Here is a 22,531-nt window from a genome sequence, read left to right as displayed (position 1 = left end):
TATAATACTCATTAATCATTCTTCTTTTAAATTGAAACAATTATATTGTCATAAACATGAAGCAAAAGGAAGAATTTTTACATCAAGGGAGCAGCTTTTGGGGTAGACATCAGAACTATCTTTCCGAGTTCGTATACGGTGGGATTGATGGCAGTATTACGACATTTGCAGTAGTTGCAGGTGCTATAGGCGCAGGACTAGATAATGCTGTAATTATCATTCTTGGCTTTGCTAATTTATTTGCAGACGGATTTTCCATGTCAATAGGAGCCTATATGTCAGCAAAATCAGAGAAACAACATTTCAGAAAGCAAAAAGCAATTGAGTATTGGGAAGTGGAAAATTTACCAGATACAGAACGTGAGGAGATAAGAGAAATTTATATTGAAAAAGGTTTTGAAGAGCCTTTGCTAAGTCAAGTGGTCGAAGTAATTACAAAAGATAAAGACAGATGGGTAGATGTTATGATGAAAGATGAACTTGGCCTAATAGAGGATAATAAATCCCCTTTTCAAACGGGATTGTTCACCTTCATTTCCTTCGTAGCTATTGGATTAATTCCTTTGTTGGTTTTTGTTGCAGATTACCTCAATATTGAGGTAGCTCATAAATTTCTTTGGTCTAGTATTCTTACAGGAATTGGCTTTATTATCATAGGTTTTCTTAAATCTAAAGTAACCAATAATTCCATAATAAAGGGGATTTCAGAAACTTTGCTTTTAGGCAGTTTAGCAGCAATAGTAGCCTATTTTGTAGGGGACTTTTTGGAGCATCTAATAAAGTAAAGGATACTAGACAAATCTATCCCCTTTTTCAGCTTTCACAGCGTTAACTATTTCCTTGATTTCTTTTTCAGCATTCTTCCTGCATATCAAAAGAACTCCATCTTGTTCTGCAACCAGAAAATCATGTAGATCTTGAATAACCACTAAATCACTTCTATCGGTGGTTACAAAATTACCAGTGGCGTTAAAGCTCATTACGTTTTTAGGAGTGGCATTATCCTGTTCATCTTTTTCACGAATTTCATGCAAACTTTCCCAATTCCCTAAATCAGACCATCCGATGTCAGCTAAGAGCACAAATACGTTTTCCGCTTTCTCCATTATACCAAAATCAATCGATATATTTACACATTGGGTATACGCCTTTTTTACAAATAGATTTTCGTTAGTTCCAAAATACTGACCATCTCCATCAGCAAAAATTTCAGCCAAGTCGGGCAAGAAAGTCTCATAAGCTTGAAGAATGCTTTTGGCCGACCAAATGAAGATTCCTGCATTCCAGACGAAATCCCCACTTTCAATAAATTTTTGAGCCAATCCAATTTCAGGTTTCTCGGTAAATGTTTTTACTTTCTTGATAGTCGCTGAGTCTGGTATGTATTGAATATATCCATAGCCAGTTTCAGGCCTGTTAGGATGCATGCCTAAAGTAATCAATTGATCATTTTTAGAAGCGCTATCCAGTGCTACCGCAATAGATTGATGAAAAATATCCTCCTTCAAAATTAAATGGTCTGCTGGAGCAATCACCATGGATGCATCTGGGTTCTGGCTTGCAATTTTGTAAGCAGCATAAGCAATACAAGGTGCAGTATTTCTTTTGTAGGGTTCTAACAACAATTGTTGGGTTCCGATGTCACTAATTTGTTCGTGGATTAAGTCCTCGTATTCCTTATTGGTAACTACATAAATATTTTCTTTAGGAAATTTAGCCAAAAATCTTTCATAGGTCATTTGAAGTAAAGATTTCCCGACTCCTAATAAATCATGGAATTGTTTGGGTTTTCTGGAAGTGCTCACTGGCCAAAGACGTGTTCCTGTCCCTCCAGCCATGATGATCACATAATGATTTTTATTCATAAGTTTTATGGTTCTGAGCAAGGTAAAGAATGCTCATAATAAAAAAATAAAAGATTTTTTAGGTTGGTCCATTTAACGCCCCCATCAATACAAATGTTATACTGCATTTTCTGAAGTTCCAAAAGTGCAAAAATAAAACCTTATTGTAAAATGAATTTAGTTCAGCAAATAAACATTCAATCCAAAATTGCGAAAAATATGATTTAAGAGAAATAAGGCATTTTCAATAATATTCTTACACTCGACACATTATATATTAAAGATATTAAGGCAATGTTTTTAATATTTTTTATTAAATTCAAAGTATCTCATGAATAGCTGTTAAATTTGACATGAGATTCAATGAATATATAATAATTAAGCAATTTGTGCTAAAGAAATGATAGAAGAGCAAGAAGCTACTTTAAAAGAAAAATTAAAAGAGATATTTGGATACAATCAATTCAGGGGAAATCAGGAATTGATAATGCAAAATCTAATAAATGGTAAAAACACTTTTGTGATTATGCCAACTGGAGCAGGGAAATCTCTCTGTTACCAACTACCTGCTATTTCCCAAGAGGGAACCGCCTTAGTAGTATCGCCACTAATTGCATTAATGAAAAATCAGGTAGACACCTTAGTCGCATTAGGGGTAAATGCTGCCTTTCTAAATTCCACCCTTACCAAGACAGAAATAAAGAGGGTGAAGAAAGAAGTGATGAACGGAGACTTAAAACTTCTTTATGTTGCTCCTGAATCTTTAACTAAAGAGGAAAATGTTGAATTTCTAAAGCAAGCTAACATCTCTTTTGCTGCCATTGATGAGGCACACTGTATTTCTGAATGGGGCCATGACTTTAGGCCAGAATACAGAAAAATAAAGGCAATCTTACAGCAAATATCAAATATCCCAATAATTGCTCTGACGGCAACGGCCACTCCAAAAGTACAACTTGATATTCAAAAAAACTTGAATATGGAAGAGGCCAATGTATTTAAGTCCTCTTTTAACAGGGAAAACCTCTATTACGAAGTGAGGCCTAAGAATCAGGCCAAAAAGCAGTTAATCCGTTTTCTTAACGATCGGAAAGGCAAATGCGGGGTTATTTATTGCTTAAGCAGAAAAAAAGTGGAAGAAATTGCAGAATTCCTGAATGTTAACGGGTTTAATGCTGCTCCTTATCATGCTGGTTTAGAAAGTGCTACCCGTATGAAAAACCAAGATGATTTCTTGAATGAAGATGTAGATATCATTGTGGCTACTATTGCTTTCGGTATGGGCATTGATAAACCGGATGTTCGCTTTGTGATTCATTACGACACTCCAAAATCTGTAGAAGGATACTATCAGGAAACGGGAAGGGCAGGCCGAGATGGATTAGTCGGTGATTGCTTAATGTTCTACAGCTACAACGATATTCTTAAACTTGAAAAATTTAATAAGGATAAGCCTGTAACAGAAAAAGAAAATGCCAAACTCTTGTTGGAAGAGATGTCTTCCTATGCAGAGTCATCTGTATGCAGACGGAAACAACTACTGCATTACTTTGGAGAGGAATTTAGTGACTATTGTGGTAAATGTGATAACTGTATACACCCGAAGGAAAAATTTGAAGCAAAAGAGGAAATGACTACTGTTTTAAAAACAGTAAAATTAACCAAGCAAAGATTTGGTATCAATCATTTAGTAAATGTAATCAGAGGTTCTAAAGATCAATATGTAAGTAGTTACGATCATGACAAATTGGACGTACACGGAGTTGGTGCTGATCAAGATCCTGAATTCTGGAAGTCGGTAATTCGGCAAACAATGCTGTATGGATATTTATCCAAAGACATCGAAAATATTGGGGTATTGAAAATAAATAAAGCAGGAGAAGACTTCTTAAAGAACCCAACTGATGTTCAATTTACAGTTAATCATGTTTATACTGATGATGGCGATGAAGATCAAATTGAAAAAGAATCAGTTTCGGCTAAGGCCTTTGATGAAACACTCTACGCTCAATTAAAAGCGCTTAGAAAAAAAGTCGCTAAATCAAAAAATCTTCCACCATATGTGATCTTCCAAGATCCGTCTTTAGAGGAAATGGCTACCACTTACCCCACTACCAATGAGGAAATGGCAGCCGTAAATGGCGTTGGTCTAGGAAAAGTTCGGAAGTTCGGAAAACCGTTTATGGACTTGATTAAGGAATATGTTGATGAAAATGATATTATCACAGCTGCGGATGTTATGGTAAAATCATCTGTCAACAAATCCAAAATGAAGATTTTCATCATTCAGCAAGTCGATAAAAAAATTGACTTGGAGGAAATAGCTGAAATGAAGGATATTTCTTTTGAAGAACTGATTGATGAAATTGAACATATTTGTTATTCTGGAACCACTTTGAACTTAAATTATTACTTAAATCAGATAATCGATGATGAAAAGCAAGAGGAAATTATGGACTATTTTCTTTCTGCAGAATCTGACAGTATTGATGAAGCATTGGATGAATTTGAAGATGAATTCAGTGAAGAAGATTTAAGGCTCATGCGTATTAAGTTTTTATCTACTTATGCCAACTAACAACAATTGATTTATCCAAAGACTGTCCATCATCTGTCTAGAATTGATATTATGGAGCTAAGAGTGGACATAACTGAATTTTCTAACGAATGAGAAAATGATAGACAAAATTTAATCATAATTGTCCCGTAGCCACGGGATAGAATAAGTAAAATCAAATCGAATAAATGAATATACTAATACTGGGCTCTGGAGGAAGAGAGTATGTTTTTACGGAAAAAATTGCTGAAAGTAAAGATTGTCAAAAACTTTATGTCGCTCCTGGAAATGCAGGTACAGCCACTATAGCTGAAAATGTAAATTTAAACCCAACTGATTTCAAAGGAATAGCTGATTTTAGCTTAACTAAAAAGATTGATATGATTGTGGTCGGACCTGAAGCTCCATTGGTGGCAGGCATCAGGGACTATTTTGAAGCTGAATCAGATTTAAAGAAAATCCAAATTATAGGACCCGGAAAAGCTGGAGCAGAATTAGAAGGTAGCAAGGAATTCGCTAAGAGTTTTATGCACAGACACAATATTCCGACAGCAGCTTATGCCACTTTCGAAAAACCGACATTATCTGAAGGAATTTCGTATTTACAGACTTTAAATCCACCGTACGTACTGAAAGCTGATGGCTTAGCTGGTGGTAAAGGGGTTGTTATATGTGATAATTTACAAACTGCAGAGCAATCACTTACTGAAATGCTCCAAGATGAAAAATTTGGTGAAGCCAGTAAAAAAGTGGTAATTGAAGAATTCTTACTGGGAATTGAACTTTCTGTCTTCGTATTAACTGATGGGGAAAACTACAAGATTTTACCTGCAGCAAAAGATTACAAAAGAATTGGAGAAGGTGATACAGGATTAAACACAGGTGGAATGGGCGCAGTTTCGCCAGTAAAATTTGCGGATGCAAATTTCATGGACAAAGTAGAGTCCAAAATAATCCAACCCACTATTGATGGTCTGAAAAAAGATAGCATAGACTATCAGGGGTTTATTTTTATCGGATTGATGAATGTTGGTGGGGAGCCTTACGTGATAGAATATAATGTAAGAATGGGAGACCCTGAAACACAGGCGGTTTTGCCGAGATTAAAAAGTGATTTACTATCCATATTTAGGAGTATGAATGACAAAAATTTGGATCAGGCTTCATTTGAAATTAGTGATAATACTGCTGCAACTGTAGTGCTTGTGGCAGGAGGCTATCCTGAAAGCTATGAAAAGGGCAAAGTGATTAAAGGACTAAAGGATGTAGCGAATGCAAAAGTCTATCATGCTGGAACTTCTACCAAAGAAAATGAGATCGTTACATCAGGGGGTAGAGTTTTAGCCATAACGGGAATTGGTGATAATTTAGAAATTGCATTAAAAAATGCATATGCTGGCGCAAATAAAGTGTGTTGGGATGATATTTATTACAGAAAAGACATTGGTCAAGATTTATTGGCTTTAGACGGTCTATGACCAAATTAATTAAAAGAAAACTCAATCCTGCTTCAGCTAACGTCTGATTAGTATTTAGATAAAATTCACAATAAATGTGAAAATATAAAATGCAAAGGCGGTTGAGAAATCTTACAGAATAATAATCAAATGAATATTCCTCTATATTTCTTTTGAGGGCATGTATTCATTTAAATTTAACTGATAATGCTACTCTGAAAAGTAGCTTAAAATAAAGTATATTATGGGATGCTCATCATGTGGTACTAAAAATAAGGAAGGCGCCACAACAGGTTGTCAAAATAACGGGGGTTGTAGTACAGGTGGATGCAACAAAATGAATGCTTTCGACTGGCTATCCAATATGGATTTTCCCAACTACGATAATTTTGATATTGTAGAAATCAAATTTAAGGGAGGTAGAAAAGAGTTTTTTAGAAATATACATAATCTTGATTTAACCACTGGAGATGCTGTTGTAGTAGATGTACCAAATGGTCATCATATTGGTTATGTTTCCTTGCAAGGGGAACTGGTACGCTTGCAAATGCAAAAACGAAAGGTCAAAAATGATGATGAAATCAAAGCCATATACCGCATTGCAACAGATAAAGATTTAGAAAAATGGTACGAAGTGCAGAACAGGGAATTACCTACTATGTACAGAGCCAGAGAGGTGATTCAAGAATACAAATTGAAAATGAAATTATCCGATGTTGAATTTCAAGCGGATAACTCTAAAGCTACATTTTTCTACTCAGCGGAGGAAAGAGTTGATTTCAGGGAATTAATCAAAAAACTAGCGGGGGAATTTAAGATAAGAGTAGAGATGCGCCAAATCTCCCTGCGGCAAGAGGCTGGTAGACTAGGCGGTATTGGAAGCTGCGGACGTGAATTGTGCTGTAGCACATGGCTTACAGACTTTAAAAGCGTTTCTACAAGTGCTGCACGATACCAAAATCTATCATTGAATCCGAGTAAACTTTCAGGACAGTGCGGTAGATTAAAATGTTGCCTTAATTATGAATTGGATACCTACATGGAAGCACTAAGTGGAATTCCTGAGGTTGAAAAACCACTTCAAACCAAGAAAGGGGCACTGGCTTTACAAAAAACTGATATCTTCCGAAAAATTATGTGGTTTAGCTATTCGGAAGACAATATATGGCATCCTGTAAAAGTGGATAGAGTAGCAGAAATAATTGCGCTTAATAAGCAGGGAGAAAAGCCTGATACGCTAATGGAAGACGTTTTAGAAATTGAGGATTCCGTTCAAATTAATAGTGATTTAATTAAGCTTGACCGTAAATTTTCGAAGCCTAAAAAGAAAAAGAAAAAAGGCGGCAAATTTAAATCCAGTAATGTAAAGGCCAGCAATGACGCAAAATCAGGAGATAAAGAAAAACCACAAGTAAACTACAAAAAAAATAAAGGAAAGAGAAGGTTTAATAAAAACAAGAACACTCCAAATAATAATAAAAAAGATTAATGAAGGCATTTTATAGTATTTTAGGTCTGGTATTCCTATTGTTTTCTTGTACAGAAGAGCGCTATTACGAGGATAATCATGATTTCACAGACCGAATTTGGAATATGGAGGAAAGCGCTGAATTCAAATTCAAAATAGATTCTATTGAACTGCCCTACCAGATCAAATTGAACGTACGTAACACTATGGATTACTCCTACAGAAATCTATATGTAAAATATGAAATATTAGATTCGACAACTGTAATCGAAGAAAAATTACTGAACATAGATTTATTTGAATCAAAAAGCGGCAAGCCATTTGGTGAGAGGCAAAGCGAAATTTATTCACATCAATTAATTCTGGAGGACTCCGTATATTTTGCTGACAAGGGAGCCTTTACTATTGGTCTTAAGCAGTATATGAGAGAAAAAGAATTGGAGGGTGTTGTTTCTATTGGAGTTAGAATTGAGCAATTAAAGTGATACTAAGGGTAGCTCAGCCTCTTCCTGTTTTATAAACTTCAAATTCTTTAAGAATATGAGCAGCTATTTCATACTCACTTGATCGTTTGACAAACGCTGGGTCAATATTTAAAAAATGGATAAAATCGGTCAAATCATCTCCTTCCAGACCAGTTAAATCCTTCACTATTTCAGGATTATATTTTTTGTCATTTACAATTTTATTTCCTTGATTCGCTACCGTTTCATAGTACTTTACTTTCTTCTTGTGTTCTTTACTAATCTTTTTTACTAAAAAGGAAATGGGTTTAGTTACCGCATATTTCAATGAATTGTTATAAGTGGGATCATAATTTATCGGAATCTTACCTTTCGGTTTATTTGGTTTCATTCCAAAAGGTACAAAATTGTCATTTTCAACTTCTCCCATATCCACTAATTTTCTTCGAAAATCTGCTTCTGTTTCCGGTAGATTACTCACTCTCACCTCATCAAGTTGAATTACAGCAGGATTTAGGGTAATCCTAAGATACTCAGCATTACCCAATACAAATTGCTTTGAATTAAAATTTATGTTTGAAGCAACCAACGTATCTCCTTTTATGACAGATAAAGAAAAAGTTCCTTTCTCATCAGAAATGGCCATTTTATTTTGAGAGGTATTTACAATATGAACTCCTTCAATCGGCAAACTATCTGCAGCTGAAGTAACTTTCCCCTGCAATTCCTGAGCTGACACATGCAAAGTAAAAATTACCATCAAAAAGAAGCTCAATACTATTTTCATTTTATGGTATTAAAAGTTTAAACTCTTTTAACTCAACGCTAAAAAGTGAATTTTTATTTGCTACTATACTCTTCGAATTTATCAAGAATTGTTTTGACCACTTCATAATCACTTGATTTAGATAAAAAATCATAATCAAAATCCAAATACCCCATAAAATCCATAAGCTCCTTGGCAGTTAAACCTGTAAGTTTCGTAACAAGTTCTTTATTATATTTCTCACTATTGGCAAAAACTTGTTCTTTTGAAGCTTTCAGTTCGTAGTAGTCCCTTTTTGCTTTATGCTTCTTACTAAACTTTTTAGTAAAATAAGAAATAGGGACAGTTATTGATGGATTAAAATTTTCATCAGCACCAAAAACAACATCGGTTTCCCTATTATAAAGTTTAGGTATTCTGCCTTTAGGCTTAGCTGCATTAACACCAAAGGGAATAAATGAATCTATTTCCACAACTCCAAGATCTATAAGCCTTCTTTTAAAATCATTTTCATCCTCTGGTAAATTCGTCACTTTTACCTCCTTCAACTGAATTACATTTGGATGCAAACTAATCATTTTGAAATCAAATTCTTGAACCACAAAGTTAGAAGACTTGAAACTTACATTCGAAATCTTAATTGTATCGCCAATGTTAGCTATTAAATTAAAATACCCATCTTCCGAAGTAAAAGTGAGCTTTTGCTGTGATACATTAAGAATATGAGCACCCTCAATAACCTGATAGTCCTCTGATGAGAACACCACGCCTGTGATCTGATCTTGACCCCATAGCAGACTTGGAATAAATACACAAATTGCAACTATAAAAACAATACGCATGAAAAAGAAAACGCGCCATGCATATGAAAATTATTCCAAAGACCGATCTAAAAGTCTCTTATCAATACTTTTGGTGGTTTTAGCTCCCAACTCCCTTAAAATCTCAGTTCTTCTAATCAAGTTGCCTTTACCATCATATAATTTTTTCATGGCATCAGAATAACTATTTTGAGTAGTTTTAAGGTTATTGCCCACCTTTAGGAGATCATCAGTAAAATTTGTGAATTTATCGTACAGGGCACCGGCTTGTGTAGCAATTTCAATAGCATTTTTATTTTGCAAGTCCTGCTTCCAGATGTAGGAAATTGTACGAAGAGTTGCCATTAAGGTAGTTGTAGATACCAAGACGATATTCTTATCTAAAGCTTTTTCATACAGACTATGATCTTCCTTCAGTGCAATGGTTAAAGCCGGCTCGTTAGCTACAAACATTAACACATAGTCTGGTTGATTAATATCATACAAATTTTGATAATTCTTCTCACCTAAAGTTTTGATATGAGAATATATACTGTCCAAATGATTTTTAAGGAAGCGTGCTTGCTTAATATCATCATCAGCATCAAAAAAGTTACTGTAAGCAGTTAAAGACACTTTAGAATCAAGCACCAAGTACTTGTCGTCAGGCATTTTGATGATGTAATCTAACCTTTGATTAGCTCCCTCTTCATTCTTATAATTTTTTTCTTTCTCGTAATGCACTCCCTTTTGCAAACCAACCTTTTCCAAAATGGCTTCCAATTGCATTTCTCCCCAATTTCCTTGAGATTTCGAATCGCCTTTTAAAGCCCTGGTCAGATTTTCTGCTTCTTTGGTTATTTGCAAATTCAATTCTTTTAGAGAGCTAATTTGCTCTTTTAAAGCTGTATTCCAGACTAGACTTTCTTTGCTACTTTTCTCTACTTTCTCCTCAAATTTATCGATCTTCTCTCGTAATGGATTCAGTAATTCTCCAATATTGGTTTTGTTTTGATCCGTAAATTTCTTGCTTTTTTCCTCGAATATCTCTTGTGCCAAATTTTTAAACTCGCTTTTAAACTGCTCCTGAAGTTCAGCAAGTTCGGATTTATGTTCATCCATCTTAATTTTCAAATTTTTATAGTCCGACTCCACTGAAGAAAGTTGTCGAGTAAGTTGAATATTTTTTTCTCTCTCTTGAGCGTGAGCTTCTTTCTCTTCTTTTATTTCAATAGCTAAATTATCCCTTTGACTTTTCGATACACTTAGCTCTGTAAGGACTTGCTGTTTTTCGCCTCTTAGCTGTTCTAAATCCTTTCCACCAGTGTTTTGAGACTTAAAAATAAAATATGCCAGTACTGCTCCGATAAGTAATCCTATGACAACGCCAACAATTTCCATGATGCTAAAATTAAAATACTATGTAGTTGAACAAAATTAAGGATTCGAAGGGAGAGATAATTAAAATCCAGAAAAATAATCCAGAAAAAATAGACATAAAAAAAGCCGGATCAACCGGCTTTTCATTATCAAAATATTATATTATTAATTAAGTACAAATCTAATCGGAATTACCCTCTGAGAACGTACCGCTCTACCTCTTTGCTTACCAGGTGTCCATTTCGGTGCGTTTTTCACTACTTCCACAGCTACTTCATCACAACCTCCACCAATACCTTTTACTGCTTGCACGTCAGTTAATGATCCATCTCTTTCAATTACGAACTGAACATAAACTACACCTTCAATTCCCATTCTCTGTGCTTGACGTGGATACTTATCATTTAATTGGTTAGCAACATAGTCATAAAAAGCCTGGATTCCTCCAGCTGGTTCGGCTTGTTGTTCTACAATTTGGAATACCTTATCAACTTCTTCTTCTTCGCCTTCTTCCTCGAATACCATATCCTCAATTGCATCATCCTGATCCATATCCATGTCCAAGTCTAATTCAATTTCTTCCTCAATTTCTTCTTCATCAGGGATCTCAATGATTTCAGGAAGCTTTACTTTTGGTGGCGGGGGAGGTGGCTGCTCCGTAGGTGGAATCTCCATGATTTCCTCCATATCGTCATTCACCGTACCTAAGTCCATGGCCGGCCCTTCATCATAAAATTTGTATTCAAAAGCAAAAAACACCAAGGAAATGGAAACAACCAGTCCTATGTTCAAAAAAAGCGTTGACTTTTTGTTGATGTCTGCTTTCGGATTCTTTTTAAGTTCCATAATTAAACATCGTTTAGATAGTAAAACTATTATTTAATGATTTAAATTCAAATTATCTTATCATTCTTTTCAAATAAATTCGAATTAAATTTTATAAATCAGATAAAATACAAACCATCCTGCAAAAACTCCAAGACTATTTGCTACAATATCTGATAATTCCAATCCTCTTTCAGGAATGAATGTTTGACCTATTTCAATTGCCAATCCGTAGATAAAACTTATTGAAGTTGCCAAAGGGACAGCTTTATAACGAAAGTATAAAAAGGTATATTGTTTGGAAAACCCTAGAATCAAAAGAAAACACAAAACCGAAAAAACGAAAAAATGGGCAATTTTATCAAAATTCAAAAAATCCCATACGCTGGTTACTGGCATTGATTCTCCAGGAGTTAAGCCCAATAACAATATGAGCAAGAACCAGATGATTCCAAACAGGTTATACCTGAGAAACATATTTATTCTCCTATCAATTCTTTGTAAGCCTCAGCTGACAGCAGTTTTTCAACTTCAGAGGTATCGGACAGTTTCAGTTTAATCATCCAGCCTTTCTCATACGGGTCCTCATTTACAGACTCAGGTGTGTCTTCCAAATCTTCATTAAACTCGAGAACAGTTCCACTGATAGGCATAAACAAATCAGAAACAGTTTTCACAGCTTCTACTGTTCCAAAAACTTCTCCTTCTTCAATTTCTTCATCAATAGTCTCAACTTCCACATATACAATGTCGCCTAATTCGCGTTGCGCAAAATCAGTAATGCCAACATAAGCTTCATCACCTTCAACTCTCACCCATTCGTGATCTTTGGTGTATTTCAAATTCTCAGGAATATTCATTCTTAAATTATTTTAAAATGGCTAATGATTAATATTTTCCCAAAATTACATTCTTTTTTCGGATGCAAAAATATTTATTGCAATCCGAAGCGAACTTGTACACCAAAGGACGTATTTGTGGTTGGAAATGAGTTTTGAACTCTCGGTTCGTTGAAGTTTCTTTGAAAATAAAAATTTAAGTTTAATCTTTCATTTACAGTATAATTAATGGTGGGCCTTAGTTGGAAATTTATTGTGCCATCAACCAGTACATTCCTGCCATCATCTAAGGTTCGTTGCACTACTTCTGTATCTCTGACAGTCACACTCAAATTCATAGTCAAATCATTATCAAGTGAGACTGTTCTACCTTTGACTTTAAATGGTAAAGTGAAATTAGGGTCTGTAAATCCAATATCGATCACAATATCATTGCTTTTTTGATCTGTAATTTGAGATGTTTCTGTGCTTAACGCCACGTTTCTCTCTTTTTTATATTCAAATTTGGCTGTTAATCTACCAGAACTTCTTAAGCTTACTCCGATCAAAGGTGAGAACCTTTCTGAAATCAAAACCTGACCGATTGTATAAACTGGTAAATAAAATCCGCTATCAGAAACCGCTGTTGGTAGCGGATAGTTTTCCAAACTATTACTAAGATTTAAATTACTTTCTCCACTGTAAACCGCATTATTTATATAATTATTAATCGTTAATGTGGATACGTAAGCATGACTTAAACTAACGCTTGGAAATACTTCTTTGATTGCCTTGATATTGGATAAACCTTTATAATCAACTCGCCAATTTGGAAGAGGAATTTTTGGAAAAGGATTATTTGAGATTTCCTCTGGAGATGTGCCTGTATAAGCCGCTAAGAAAGATGGGATTAAAACATCTTGATGGTTTAGTTGATATTCACCACCACTAGAATTGAGAGTGGAGAGTCTTTGTCTTAATATATCTCGATTTTGGCGTACTTCTTCAAAAATGGACGAACTGTTTTCATCAGTAGGAACAAATGCAGTATTAATCATATTGTAACTCATTATATAATTCCCGCTTCTCGTTGGAGTTAGATTTACGAAAGCATCAGCTTCATCACTAAATCTAAAGAGTTCGCTGTAGTTTTCGTTCACTGTTCTATTAACATCGATTTGAATACTCAAATCTTTCGCTGGCTCAAGTGTGGCTTTCAAATCGAGTGTTTTGGTGATTGATTGAGTGTAAAAATTTGACTGAGAAGTTGACTGGGCTAGCCAATCATTCTCTGCGGCTCGAAACCTTATACTTGGATCTTGACTACCAAACACAAATGGAAGACCAGGTGCTGTAAGGGAAGAGTCAAGTCCGAAAAGATAAACTCTGTTTCTAAATCCTGGAAGTAGAGTCCCTCCTCTTTCATTATAACTACCCGTGATATTTTTTACGGACATCAGTAGTTTTAATAATCCTTTTACGATTGGGGCGCCAGGTTGTGTCCAGGTTGTGTCTTTTTGGTTTGCACGAAGTCTAGGAGGATTATTAATACTATTCAAGATCTTAACTTTATTATAAAGTTTATTCATATCCAATCTCGAATTCAGTCCCCACTCACTACTGTTCTGTATGATGTGGCCTAAAGTATCTATTTGATTCAAAGATCCTGAAGTCCAATTAAAATCAACCTTATAACGAGCTTCCGCTGATATCCAGTCTGTAAACGGAATCTTACTCAATGGGACTTGGTACCCGGTCACTACACTTTGATCAAAATTCTTCATCCTACCAAAGTTTTGAAGATTGGTCATAATGCTATCCCTTTTTTCTTCGGTATTGATTTCTCCAGGAGCCTCATCAATGATTGAAAATGCTCTAGCGGAATAATTGATATTAATGTTTTCGGTTAGATTCCAATCAAGATTATAATTTCTGTTTAACGTAAAAGATTTTTGAAATTGAGGCTCAATTCCATCGATCCCAAGCCTGTCGTTTCGTAATTGCGTTTTTATATAACTTCTATCCAGATCAGCACGAAGTCCGAAAGTTGAAGGTAAAGGATTAATATTAATATCTTGAATGAGCTTTAAATATGGCGAACCCAAAAAGCCTACCTCTTTCAGTGGTGCTATACTAGCATTCGGAAAACCATAATTATAACCGACTGCACCTTTATAATTTCTAGTTTCAAGTTGTGCTGTTTGTAAATTACTTCGATTTATGTCGCTATATGCATAGGTAAAATCAAAATTTGAAATAGCAAAAGGCAAAACTAGTTTATCTACTTGCTTTCTTTCCTTTCTAACATTAGTGAAATTTATACTTCTTCTCACTTCTTGATCAACTACTAAATTTCTATAATCTTCTGCCTCCTCAGCAGTTTCAAAACTTTCAAGTGCAGCCGTGAGAGGAATATCAGGATCTCTAGGATCAAAAAATGGAGTGGCCGTAAAAGTTTGATAGCCCAAATACATAGGGATTTTCACACCAGATTCATCCCCAAAAAATTTCCCTAAACTAATATTAGCTGATATGTCATATGCTTCCGTGGTTTCTCTTGTTCTTTGTGCAATGTTTTGTTCAATTCCACCAAAACCCACTGTTGAATAATTGGTACCCATAGTGATATTGGCAAAATCCGCTAATTTTGCATTTAAAGTAGCATTAGCTGCCCAACCGTTGGTTTGATCAAAATCAGTAACCCGCATTTCATTAGCCCAAACGCAAACGTCTTTCGGCAAAGTACTACCGCCATCAGGATTACGAATACCTACCATCATAGTTTGCACCGAGCTCATATCTGGTCTTCCTCTTACCGTAAGTGTATATTTCCCAAATTGCTCGGTATATGGCAATAGTATATTTTGATTTCCTAAGACTCTATTTCTTCTAGATTTTAGTTCATACAATTTATTAATATCAAGGTCGATTTCATTCTCCAATGGCCAAATATCTCTTGGATCAGTGGTTTGATAAGGTGTAATTTTTAAGGGAATTTCAATTTCGTAGTAATTATCATCAAAATCAGTTCCCAATCTCACAAAAGCAGTAACGTCATCATCTGAAATATTTGAGCCCTGTGCATGTAGAAACATCTTAAGAGTATTATAATTAATTAAATCAAAATTCACGTTTTTAAATGCTGCCACAGCTTTACCCTCCTCGAGATCATCAACACATAATTGAATAGATTTTTCATTCTGTCTGACTGGGTTAGCCACAGCAGCAATATCCTGATCACGTGATATGCCAGGAGGCAAAACATAAGGAACTTTACCAGAACCATTTTCAGAATTGGCTTCAATACTAACTGCAGAAATTACCAAATTAGTGGGCTTTTGCTCTGGGGTTTCAATAATTCCAGTTCGCGCCAATGACCCATCGTACTTACGCCATTGTGATCCCACCAAACGGAAATCAGCCATTCTTAACACAACTGGCTGTTCAAAATCTGTAAGAACTGTTCTAATATACCGGATAGTTTTGAACCCTTGAATCTCACCTTGAGTTCTAGACGGATTTCTTACCGGAACCCTAAATAAATACCACTTAACATTTTCATTATCACTCGAAGCGGTCACTTCATCCACAATTAAGGGATTGTTAGCCACGTTCAGATTGCCTCTGGTTAGAGGCACTTCATATTCATAATACTCTTCTAGAGTGGATACCGTCCTATCATTATTCAAATCTTCAGAATTGGGATATCTACTACCAGATGGGTTAAAATCTTCACCCCCGTTTCCAGCGGGAGTATTTCCCTCCATATTGCTGAAGCTCTTATACCTTTCTACTATCGGAGCTTCTCTTGCATCGAATTCATCTCCTAAAAAATATTGAAAATTATCTGCAGAGACATCTGCCAAAATCCTAGCTTTTGCTTCTTCTGAAATCGCAGAGTTGGCATTAATCTCATTGACAAAATCAGAATAAAACTCAGCTTCCAAATCGTTTCTGACTCCATCCAAACCAATATCTTGGTTCGCTCGAGCAGAAGGATCTGTAGAAAAAACATCAGTTATTGGAGCATTGGATGGCACTCTTCCCTCTTCCGTTACATCAACTTCGGCCGTATTATCGTAATTAGCAGGAAGTCCATTTTCATAAGCCAGTTTATTATCAGGTAAAATGTCTTCAGATACACTTCCCAAATTAAAATAAAGCTTACCCCCGGTAGTATTATTAGTAGCGTCTTCAGATCCATCCGCAACCACTCCTCTTTCAGTTTCAATAAAAGGATCTAATAACCAAAATTCAATATATTCAATATTATTTTTATCAAAATCTACCTCAGAAGTTATAGCCCTTGTGATACCCCCCCAGTTCTGTTTAGGATTTTTCAGTAGACCATCAGTAGTTAAGTCACTGTTAAAGTTATACATCCCTCTTTCTTCAGGAAAATATGCAATATCAAAGGTTTGTTGAGCATTTAAGCCTATATTTTCATCTCTATTTTTATAAATTTCTTGAGCAGAGACATATCTGGCATAATGATTTTCTTTCGCTTCATCTGATACTTCAGGGAGATTTTGCCCTGATCGGTTGTAAAAGGTAAGATCAATATTATACCAAGAAAGTTTCGCTCTCTTTTTATTAGCCCCGTACTTTCCTTGTCCTACAAATCGATTGTCTTGCGTAGCAGGAGTAGCTGCTAAATTCCAACTCACAAAATCGCTACCTAAATTATTGACCGTTACAGACTGCTCGAAATCATCTAAGTAAGCAGTACCTTCGCCATCTACCTGACTACTTGTGCCTGGTATCAATTGAGCAAATTCACCTCTAAAAGTCAGAGAAGAAGGCGCTTTGGTATCAATAAAAGGAATGAAATCCACCATCTTAGTTAAGAAGGGGACTTCATCACTATAATTCAAATCTAATCCCCACTTGGTATTGCTTGATGGTTCAGATCCAATGGTGTATCGAGAAACTCCTAACGGTCTTTGGGTGTGTCGTAAGACTGTGGCGCCAACATTGAATTTATCACTTACTACATAATCGAAACGAGTTCCAATCAAAGTTTTAGATTGAAAATTGAACATATCTTCTGTCTCGAAATCAATATCCAAATCCCGTCCGGAGCTTAAAATTCCTTCATTCAATATAATAACCCTTCCTAAATTATAGTCAACCCTATAGTCAATCCCTTCTTGAAGCGGAGTTCCACCAGCACTCACCCTTACTGAATTCTCAGCAATATTAAGGCCTGGCAAAGCAATTTCAGTGGAAGACCCACTTTCATACTGTCCTTTTATAAAAAATTTATCTTTGGAAGTAAGTTGTTGTGCGTCATTTTTAGTAGATCGATATAAAGTATTAAAGACGTATTTACTTTTGAAGGTTTGCTCATCATCTCTAAATAAACTATCTAAACTTCTTCCAAATGGCTCTAATACTGGGAAAATTATCTTGCCTTCTTGCTGATTAATGGTTAAGCCATTAATGTAATCAAAGTTACCATCAGGTTGAGGGTCATTATTTTGATTGAGGCTATCAAGATTAAAGACTCTGAGCAATGGAATATCTCTCAGCGAACTTTCATGTAAGCTAGGGTTATCTTGACCCGTTCTATCATCTCTGTAAATTATCCTTAGCTGAAATCCTTCCTGACTGATTTGATTTCCTTGGAGATTGTAAATATTTTTCATCATCAAATCCCAAGTAGGAACATCTACATTAATTTTTGAGGGTCTTAATAATTTCAATAACACTACATCGTCATCGGGCCTACTACCATAATTTTCTGCCATTTCACCTACTTGATACCGCTGGCCATTGTATGTGTATTCATAGGCAACCGCCAACATTTCATCGTTTTGGAGCTGTCTTCTCAGAGAGATATAACCTAAGGCCTTATCAAAATTGTATTCAGTGGCATCTAACTTCCTTGCTACATTTATGATTTCATAATCAACTGTACGAGACAATTCAGGGCTTGATGTTTCTAAGGAATTAAGAAAATTATCATAATTTTTACTGTAATTATTGATTTCTGCCCACAAGTCATTGGCATCATTATCAGTAGGGCTAGAATTTGAAATTCCTGATTGTAAATATTGAGGTTGGTTTATATTATTGGGATTAGCTTCCCCCAAATCCATAAAGGCAGCAATAGATCTTAGGTTTTGGGTATTCTGGTTCCTATTTAAAATATACACTTCTACTCTTCTTACATCTAAACTGGAATTTACCCGAGGCAATCCATTCAACCATCTTTCATAATTATTTCTAAAGAAATGCCCTAAAAAGAAATGTCTATTTTCATCATAATCTGAGGAACGCACTTCAAATTCTTGTCTCTGTGACCCACCTTCAACTTTCACACTCTCCGCTTTTCCTCTCTGTGTTGAGGCAACACTGGTAACAAATAAATGCCCGAATTGCATTTGCGTCTTTACACCGAACAGGTTTTGAGCCCCTGACATTAGTGAGTTATTTACCGGCATACTCACATTTCCAATTTCAATTTTCTTGAGAATCTCTTCCTCATAACCCGTGTACTCTACTTTTAAATCATTCTGAAAATCAAAGGAATTATTATTGGCAAAATTGGCAGTCACGGCAAGTTTTTCTCCTACTTTACCTACCGCATTCATATTAATTTGCTGATCAAATTCAAAGCTTGAGTATCTTTGTTGTTGTACTGGCAGGTTAGGGTTTTCATTCCGAGTAAATCTCCCACCAAAATCTAAAGTGATAAATCCATTTGGGATCAATTCCACGAAGCTACCTCCAAATAATCTATCAAAAACCGGGCTTACATAAAGGGGAGGAATTAATGATCGGCCACTCACAGCACTTTCACCATCTAAACCTAATGACCTTTCTTTCCAATATTCTTTTAGAATTCGATCATCCTGATACTTTGCAAATTCCTCATAGGTCATGGATGATGTCGGCCGAAAATCAATATCACCTATGGTCTCATAAATTGAATAATTGAAACCAGTATCAATTTCTACATCCAAACTTAAGGCAGCAGGGTCTTCCAGCAATAATGGACTATTTCCTAAATCATTAGAAAAAGGGTCTCCGTAGCGGTCTTGTGCTTGATAAGTTGGTCGTCTGCTTGGTTGATAATTCTTTACGCTATCTACTTTGGTACTATCTGTTTTAACAGTATCCTGAGCTTGCTGTACCTCCTGAAACATTTCATAACTGAATCCGTTACTTTTGGAGAATAGCTGATAATGTCCTCCAATCAAGAGGAAAAAAGTTATTAAAACCCGTAAAAGAAGTTGAAAGCTTCTACTTTGCAAAATACAATTTAGTTTAGGCTGATTTTAAGGCTTGCTTAATTAATTGCTCTAAAGTAATATTTTCCTTGTTAGCTTGCAATATCTTATCAATAACCTTTTCAGCGGAATTTTTAGCGAACCCTAAATTTATCAAAGCTGATAACGCTTCATTCCTTAAGCTATTGTTTGAAACCACAGAAGAATGGCTAGATTCTGAAATTAAACCTTCTTTTTTATATTTATCTTTTAATTCCAAGATCACCCTTTGAGCAGTTTTACCGCCAATACCTTTAATGGATTGAATTTGCTTTACGTTTTCCGATACAATTGCAGATTTGATTTCACTTGGATTCATAGCCGATAACATGCCAATTGCAGTTGAAGGGCCAATTCCTGAAATCCCGATCAAATCTAAAAATACTGCTCGTTCTCCTGGTAAATAAAATCCATAAAGTGTTTGAGCATCTTCTTTGACGTGGAAATGGGTCAAAATCTTTGCTTCTTTTTTATTTTTTAATGCATCATATGCTGAAAGCGGAATGTTGACATGATAACCAACGCCACCCACCTCAATGATTAGGTGGGTAGGTTCTAGCTCAATAATGAGTCCTTTTAAAAATGAAATCATAAGTTAGATCTATTCTGATGGTCTTGTGCATCCACTACTGAGATGGCTACCATATTTACTATTTCTCGAATTGAACTACCAAGCTGAAGAATATGCACTGGTTTATTCATCCCTAGCAAAATTGGTCCAATTGCTTCTGCATTTCCTAACTCCATCAATAATTTGTAAGCAATATTCCCTGAAGCTAAGCTTGGAAAAATAAATGTATTGGCTCCCTTATCCGCCAGTTCGCTAAATGGATACGTTTCCTTTAATAACTCTTCATTTACTGCAATATTGGCTTGAATATCACCATCGATGATCAGATCAGGCCATTTTTCTTTAGCTATTTTTCGAGCTTTAGCTGTTTTTTCTGGTATCTCTCCTTTACTGCTACCAAAATTAGAATAAGATAAAACTGCCATTCGAGGCTCATAACCAAATACTCTGGCACCTCTAGCTGTTAAACCGATTATCTCCACTAGTTCATCCACAGTGGGATTTGTATTTACCGTGGTGTCGGAGAAAAAGAAAGTACCCTTCTTGGTCAATAAGATATACATACCTGCAACTCGCTTTCCCTCTTCTGATCCAATGATCTCCAATGCAGGCCTAATAGTTTTAGGGTAATCTTTAGTAAGCCCTGAAATCATGGCATCAGCTTCACCCAATTCCACCATCATACTTCCGAAATAATTTCGGTCACGCATTAATTTTACAGCTTCATATTGAGTAACTCCTTTTCGCTTTCTTTTATCATATAGTACCTTTCCATACTCTTGACGTTTATCATCATCCAGGAAATTATCAATGATGTCAACCCCTCCTAAATCTAACTGATGAGTTTCAATTAGGGCTTCAATCTTTTTACGATTCCCTAATAAAATCGGCTGAGCAATCCCTTCATCGATGACCATCTGCACGGCCTTAAGTATGTTAGCATTATCAGCCTCTGAAAATACAACGCGCTTTGGATCTTTTTTAGCTTTAGTTAAGATTCTGTTCATCAATTTCTGGTCAACTCCTATCCTTTTTTGGAGTTCGACTTCATATTGAGACCAGTCTCTAATATTTGTTTTCGCAACACCAGATTTCATGGCCGCATTGGCCACAGCAGGAGAAATTGTTGTTATTAACCGAGGATCCAGCGGTTTTGGAATCAGGTACTCTCTACCAAAAACAATTTTTTGGTCATCGTATGCCTTGTTTATTAATTCAGGAACAGGTTGCTTGGCCAATTCGGCTATTGCATAAGCAGCAGCCAGTTTCATATCTTCATTAATAGCCGTGGCTCTAACATCCAAAGCACCTCTAAAAATATATGGAAAACCAATTACATTATTTACCTGATTAGGATGGTCAGATCTTCCAGTAGCCATAATAATATCCTTACGTGCCGCCATTGCATCTGCATACGGAATTTCCGGATCTGGATTGGCTAAAGCAAAAACTATAGGGTTGTCGGCCATTGCCTTTATATGCTTTTTATTGATAACATTTCCAGCTGATAAGCCCAGAAACACATCAGCACCTTTCATAGCATCGTATAGATCGTGAACATCTTTATTAGCGGAAGCAAAAAGCTTTCCTTGTTCACTCAAATCATCTCTATCCTTTGTTAAGAGACCCTTTCTGTCAAACATATAGATGTTTTCGATTTTTGCTCCTAAAGAATGATAAAGCTTAGTACAAGAGATGGCAGCAGCACCTGCTCCCATCACTACTATTTTAACTTCTTCTATTTTTTTACCCACCAATTCCAATGCATTGATTAAAGCGGCACTGGATATTATGGCTGTCCCGTGTTGGTCATCATGCATCACAGGAATATTCATCTGCTCTTTTAAGGCAGTTTCCACTTCAAAGCATTCAGGGGCTTTAATATCCTCTAGATTTATCCCACCGAAAGTTGGCTCCAAAGATTTAATGATCTCAATTAACTTCTTAGGATCCTTCTCTTGAATTTCAATATCAAAAACATCAATTCCAGCAAATTTTTTAAACAAAACACCTTTTCCTTCCATTACTGGTTTTGATGCATCAGGTCCAATATCTCCCAAACCCAAAACTGCTGTTCCATTGGAAACCACACCTACTAAATTACCCTTAGCAGTGTATTTATAAGCATTTTCTTTATCTTTCTCTATTTCTTTACAAGGTTCAGCCACTCCAGGAGAATAGGCCAATGCCAAATCCGACTGAGAGCTTAACATTTTGGTAGGCACCACTTCAATCTTCCCGGGTGTGCCTTGCATATGATAGTTTAATGCGTCTTGTCTACGAACTTTTTTAGGCATAACAATTTAT

At 35.7% G+C, this 22,531-nt stretch carries 15 protein-coding genes; 5 read left to right on the top strand and 10 right to left on the bottom strand.

The features are described from left to right. Window positions 1–56 precede the first annotated feature (56 nt). Window positions 57–785: a VIT1/CCC1 transporter family protein gene (locus tag Q3Y49_RS09770; protein WP_303267967.1), complete on the top strand. Its 729-nt coding sequence runs from the start codon at window positions 57–59 to the stop codon at window positions 783–785. Between the two features lie 6 nt (window positions 786–791). Here the strand turns inward: Q3Y49_RS09770 and Q3Y49_RS09765 are convergent, their stop codons facing one another. Further along, window positions 792–1,865 carry a mannose-1-phosphate guanylyltransferase gene (locus Q3Y49_RS09765; RefSeq protein WP_303267966.1) on the bottom strand — a complete coding sequence of 358 codons (1,074 nt, stop codon included), beginning with the start codon at window positions 1,863–1,865 and terminating at the stop codon, window positions 792–794. Window positions 1,866–2,244: 379 nt separating this feature from the next. On the opposite strand from Q3Y49_RS09765, the gene recQ reads away from it, so the two are divergent. The 4 genes from recQ (at window position 2,245) to Q3Y49_RS09745 (ending at window position 7,811) form a co-directional block, all read left to right on the top strand. Then, a complete protein-coding gene (gene recQ, locus Q3Y49_RS09760) occupies window positions 2,245–4,422 on the top strand; it encodes a DNA helicase RecQ (protein WP_303267965.1) in 2,178 nt (725 codons plus the stop codon). A 167-nt stretch (window positions 4,423–4,589) separates the two neighbouring features. Then, the gene (gene purD, locus Q3Y49_RS09755) at window positions 4,590–5,879 is read left to right on the top strand and encodes a phosphoribosylamine--glycine ligase (protein ID WP_303267964.1); all 1,290 of its coding nucleotides are present in this window, start codon (window positions 4,590–4,592) and stop codon (window positions 5,877–5,879) included. A 223-nt stretch (window positions 5,880–6,102) separates the two neighbouring features. Then, the gene (locus Q3Y49_RS09750; RefSeq protein WP_303267963.1) at window positions 6,103–7,347 is read left to right on the top strand and encodes a PSP1 domain-containing protein; all 1,245 of its coding nucleotides are present in this window, start codon (window positions 6,103–6,105) and stop codon (window positions 7,345–7,347) included. After that, window positions 7,347–7,811, top strand: a complete 465-nt coding sequence (locus Q3Y49_RS09745) for a gliding motility lipoprotein GldH (protein ID WP_303267962.1) — start codon at window positions 7,347–7,349, stop codon at window positions 7,809–7,811. The genes Q3Y49_RS09750 and Q3Y49_RS09745 overlap by 1 nt, the downstream gene beginning before the upstream one ends. Window positions 7,812–7,824: 13 nt before the next feature. Here Q3Y49_RS09745 and Q3Y49_RS09740 read toward each other — a convergent pair whose 3' ends face one another. The 9 genes from Q3Y49_RS09740 to Q3Y49_RS09700 form a co-directional block, all read right to left on the bottom strand. Further along, window positions 7,825–8,577, bottom strand: a complete 753-nt coding sequence (locus tag Q3Y49_RS09740; protein WP_303267961.1) for a carboxypeptidase-like regulatory domain-containing protein — start codon at window positions 8,575–8,577, stop codon at window positions 7,825–7,827. 53 nt (window positions 8,578–8,630) lie between these two features. After that, window positions 8,631–9,398, bottom strand: coding sequence for a peptidase associated/transthyretin-like domain-containing protein (locus Q3Y49_RS09735; RefSeq protein ID WP_303267960.1), 768 nt, complete (start codon window positions 9,396–9,398; stop codon window positions 8,631–8,633). A 30-nt stretch (window positions 9,399–9,428) separates the two neighbouring features. Beyond that, window positions 9,429–10,757: a DNA recombination protein RmuC gene (locus Q3Y49_RS09730; RefSeq protein WP_303267959.1), complete on the bottom strand. Its 1,329-nt coding sequence runs from the start codon at window positions 10,755–10,757 to the stop codon at window positions 9,429–9,431. 144 nt (window positions 10,758–10,901) lie between these two features. Continuing rightward, on the bottom strand, window positions 10,902–11,582 hold the full coding sequence (locus tag Q3Y49_RS09725; protein ID WP_303267958.1) for an energy transducer TonB: 681 nt from the start codon (window positions 11,580–11,582) through the stop codon (window positions 10,902–10,904). An 84-nt stretch (window positions 11,583–11,666) separates the two neighbouring features. Further along, window positions 11,667–11,960, bottom strand: a complete 294-nt coding sequence (locus Q3Y49_RS09720; protein WP_303267957.1) for a VanZ family protein — start codon at window positions 11,958–11,960, stop codon at window positions 11,667–11,669. An 80-nt stretch (window positions 11,961–12,040) separates the two neighbouring features. Next, window positions 12,041–12,421, bottom strand: a complete 381-nt coding sequence (gene gcvH / locus Q3Y49_RS09715; RefSeq protein WP_303267956.1) for a glycine cleavage system protein GcvH — start codon at window positions 12,419–12,421, stop codon at window positions 12,041–12,043. Between the two features lie 74 nt (window positions 12,422–12,495). After that, window positions 12,496–19,584 (bottom strand): T9SS outer membrane translocon Sov/SprA, encoded by a 7,089-nt coding sequence (gene sov / locus Q3Y49_RS09710; protein WP_303267955.1) that lies wholly within the window; start codon window positions 19,582–19,584, stop codon window positions 12,496–12,498. Window positions 19,585–19,651: 67 nt separating this feature from the next. Further along, the gene (ruvA, locus tag Q3Y49_RS09705) at window positions 19,652–20,245 is read right to left on the bottom strand and encodes a Holliday junction branch migration protein RuvA (protein WP_303267954.1); all 594 of its coding nucleotides are present in this window, start codon (window positions 20,243–20,245) and stop codon (window positions 19,652–19,654) included. Beyond that, a complete protein-coding gene (locus Q3Y49_RS09700) occupies window positions 20,242–22,521 on the bottom strand; it encodes an NADP-dependent malic enzyme (RefSeq protein WP_303267953.1) in 2,280 nt (759 codons plus the stop codon). The genes ruvA and Q3Y49_RS09700 overlap by 4 nt, the downstream gene beginning before the upstream one ends. Window positions 22,522–22,531 lie beyond the last annotated feature (10 nt).

Origin of the sequence: Marivirga harenae (assembly GCF_030534335.1) — a bacterium.
Classification (GTDB): domain Bacteria; phylum Bacteroidota; class Bacteroidia; order Cytophagales; family Cyclobacteriaceae; genus Marivirga; species Marivirga harenae.
Note: the sequence above shows the minus strand (reverse complement) of the source record. Positions and strands in the feature narration are given on the sequence as shown.

Excerpts from the sequence above, each read along its gene's own strand:
- Q3Y49_RS09770 (WP_303267967.1), top strand. The coding sequence starts at position 57 with ATGAAGCAAAAGGAAGAATTTTTACATCAAGGGAGCAGCTTTTGGGGT.
- Q3Y49_RS09765 (WP_303267966.1), bottom strand. The coding sequence starts at position 1,865 with ATGAATAAAAATCATTATGTGATCATCATGGCTGGAGGGACAGGAACA.
- recQ (WP_303267965.1), top strand. The coding sequence starts at position 2,245 with ATGATAGAAGAGCAAGAAGCTACTTTAAAAGAAAAATTAAAAGAGATA.
- purD (WP_303267964.1), top strand. The coding sequence starts at position 4,590 with ATGAATATACTAATACTGGGCTCTGGAGGAAGAGAGTATGTTTTTACG.
- Q3Y49_RS09750 (WP_303267963.1), top strand. The coding sequence starts at position 6,103 with ATGGGATGCTCATCATGTGGTACTAAAAATAAGGAAGGCGCCACAACA.
- Q3Y49_RS09745 (WP_303267962.1), top strand. The coding sequence starts at position 7,347 with ATGAAGGCATTTTATAGTATTTTAGGTCTGGTATTCCTATTGTTTTCT.
- Q3Y49_RS09740 (WP_303267961.1), bottom strand. The coding sequence starts at position 8,577 with ATGAAAATAGTATTGAGCTTCTTTTTGATGGTAATTTTTACTTTGCAT.
- Q3Y49_RS09735 (WP_303267960.1), bottom strand. The coding sequence starts at position 9,398 with ATGCGTATTGTTTTTATAGTTGCAATTTGTGTATTTATTCCAAGTCTG.
- Q3Y49_RS09730 (WP_303267959.1), bottom strand. The coding sequence starts at position 10,757 with ATGGAAATTGTTGGCGTTGTCATAGGATTACTTATCGGAGCAGTACTG.
- Q3Y49_RS09725 (WP_303267958.1), bottom strand. The coding sequence starts at position 11,582 with ATGGAACTTAAAAAGAATCCGAAAGCAGACATCAACAAAAAGTCAACG.
- Q3Y49_RS09720 (WP_303267957.1), bottom strand. The coding sequence starts at position 11,960 with ATGCCAGTAACCAGCGTATGGGATTTTTTGAATTTTGATAAAATTGCC.
- gcvH (WP_303267956.1), bottom strand. The coding sequence starts at position 12,421 with ATGAATATTCCTGAGAATTTGAAATACACCAAAGATCACGAATGGGTG.
- ruvA (WP_303267954.1), bottom strand. The coding sequence starts at position 20,245 with ATGATTTCATTTTTAAAAGGACTCATTATTGAGCTAGAACCTACCCAC.
- Q3Y49_RS09700 (WP_303267953.1), bottom strand. The coding sequence starts at position 22,521 with ATGCCTAAAAAAGTTCGTAGACAAGACGCATTAAACTATCATATGCAA.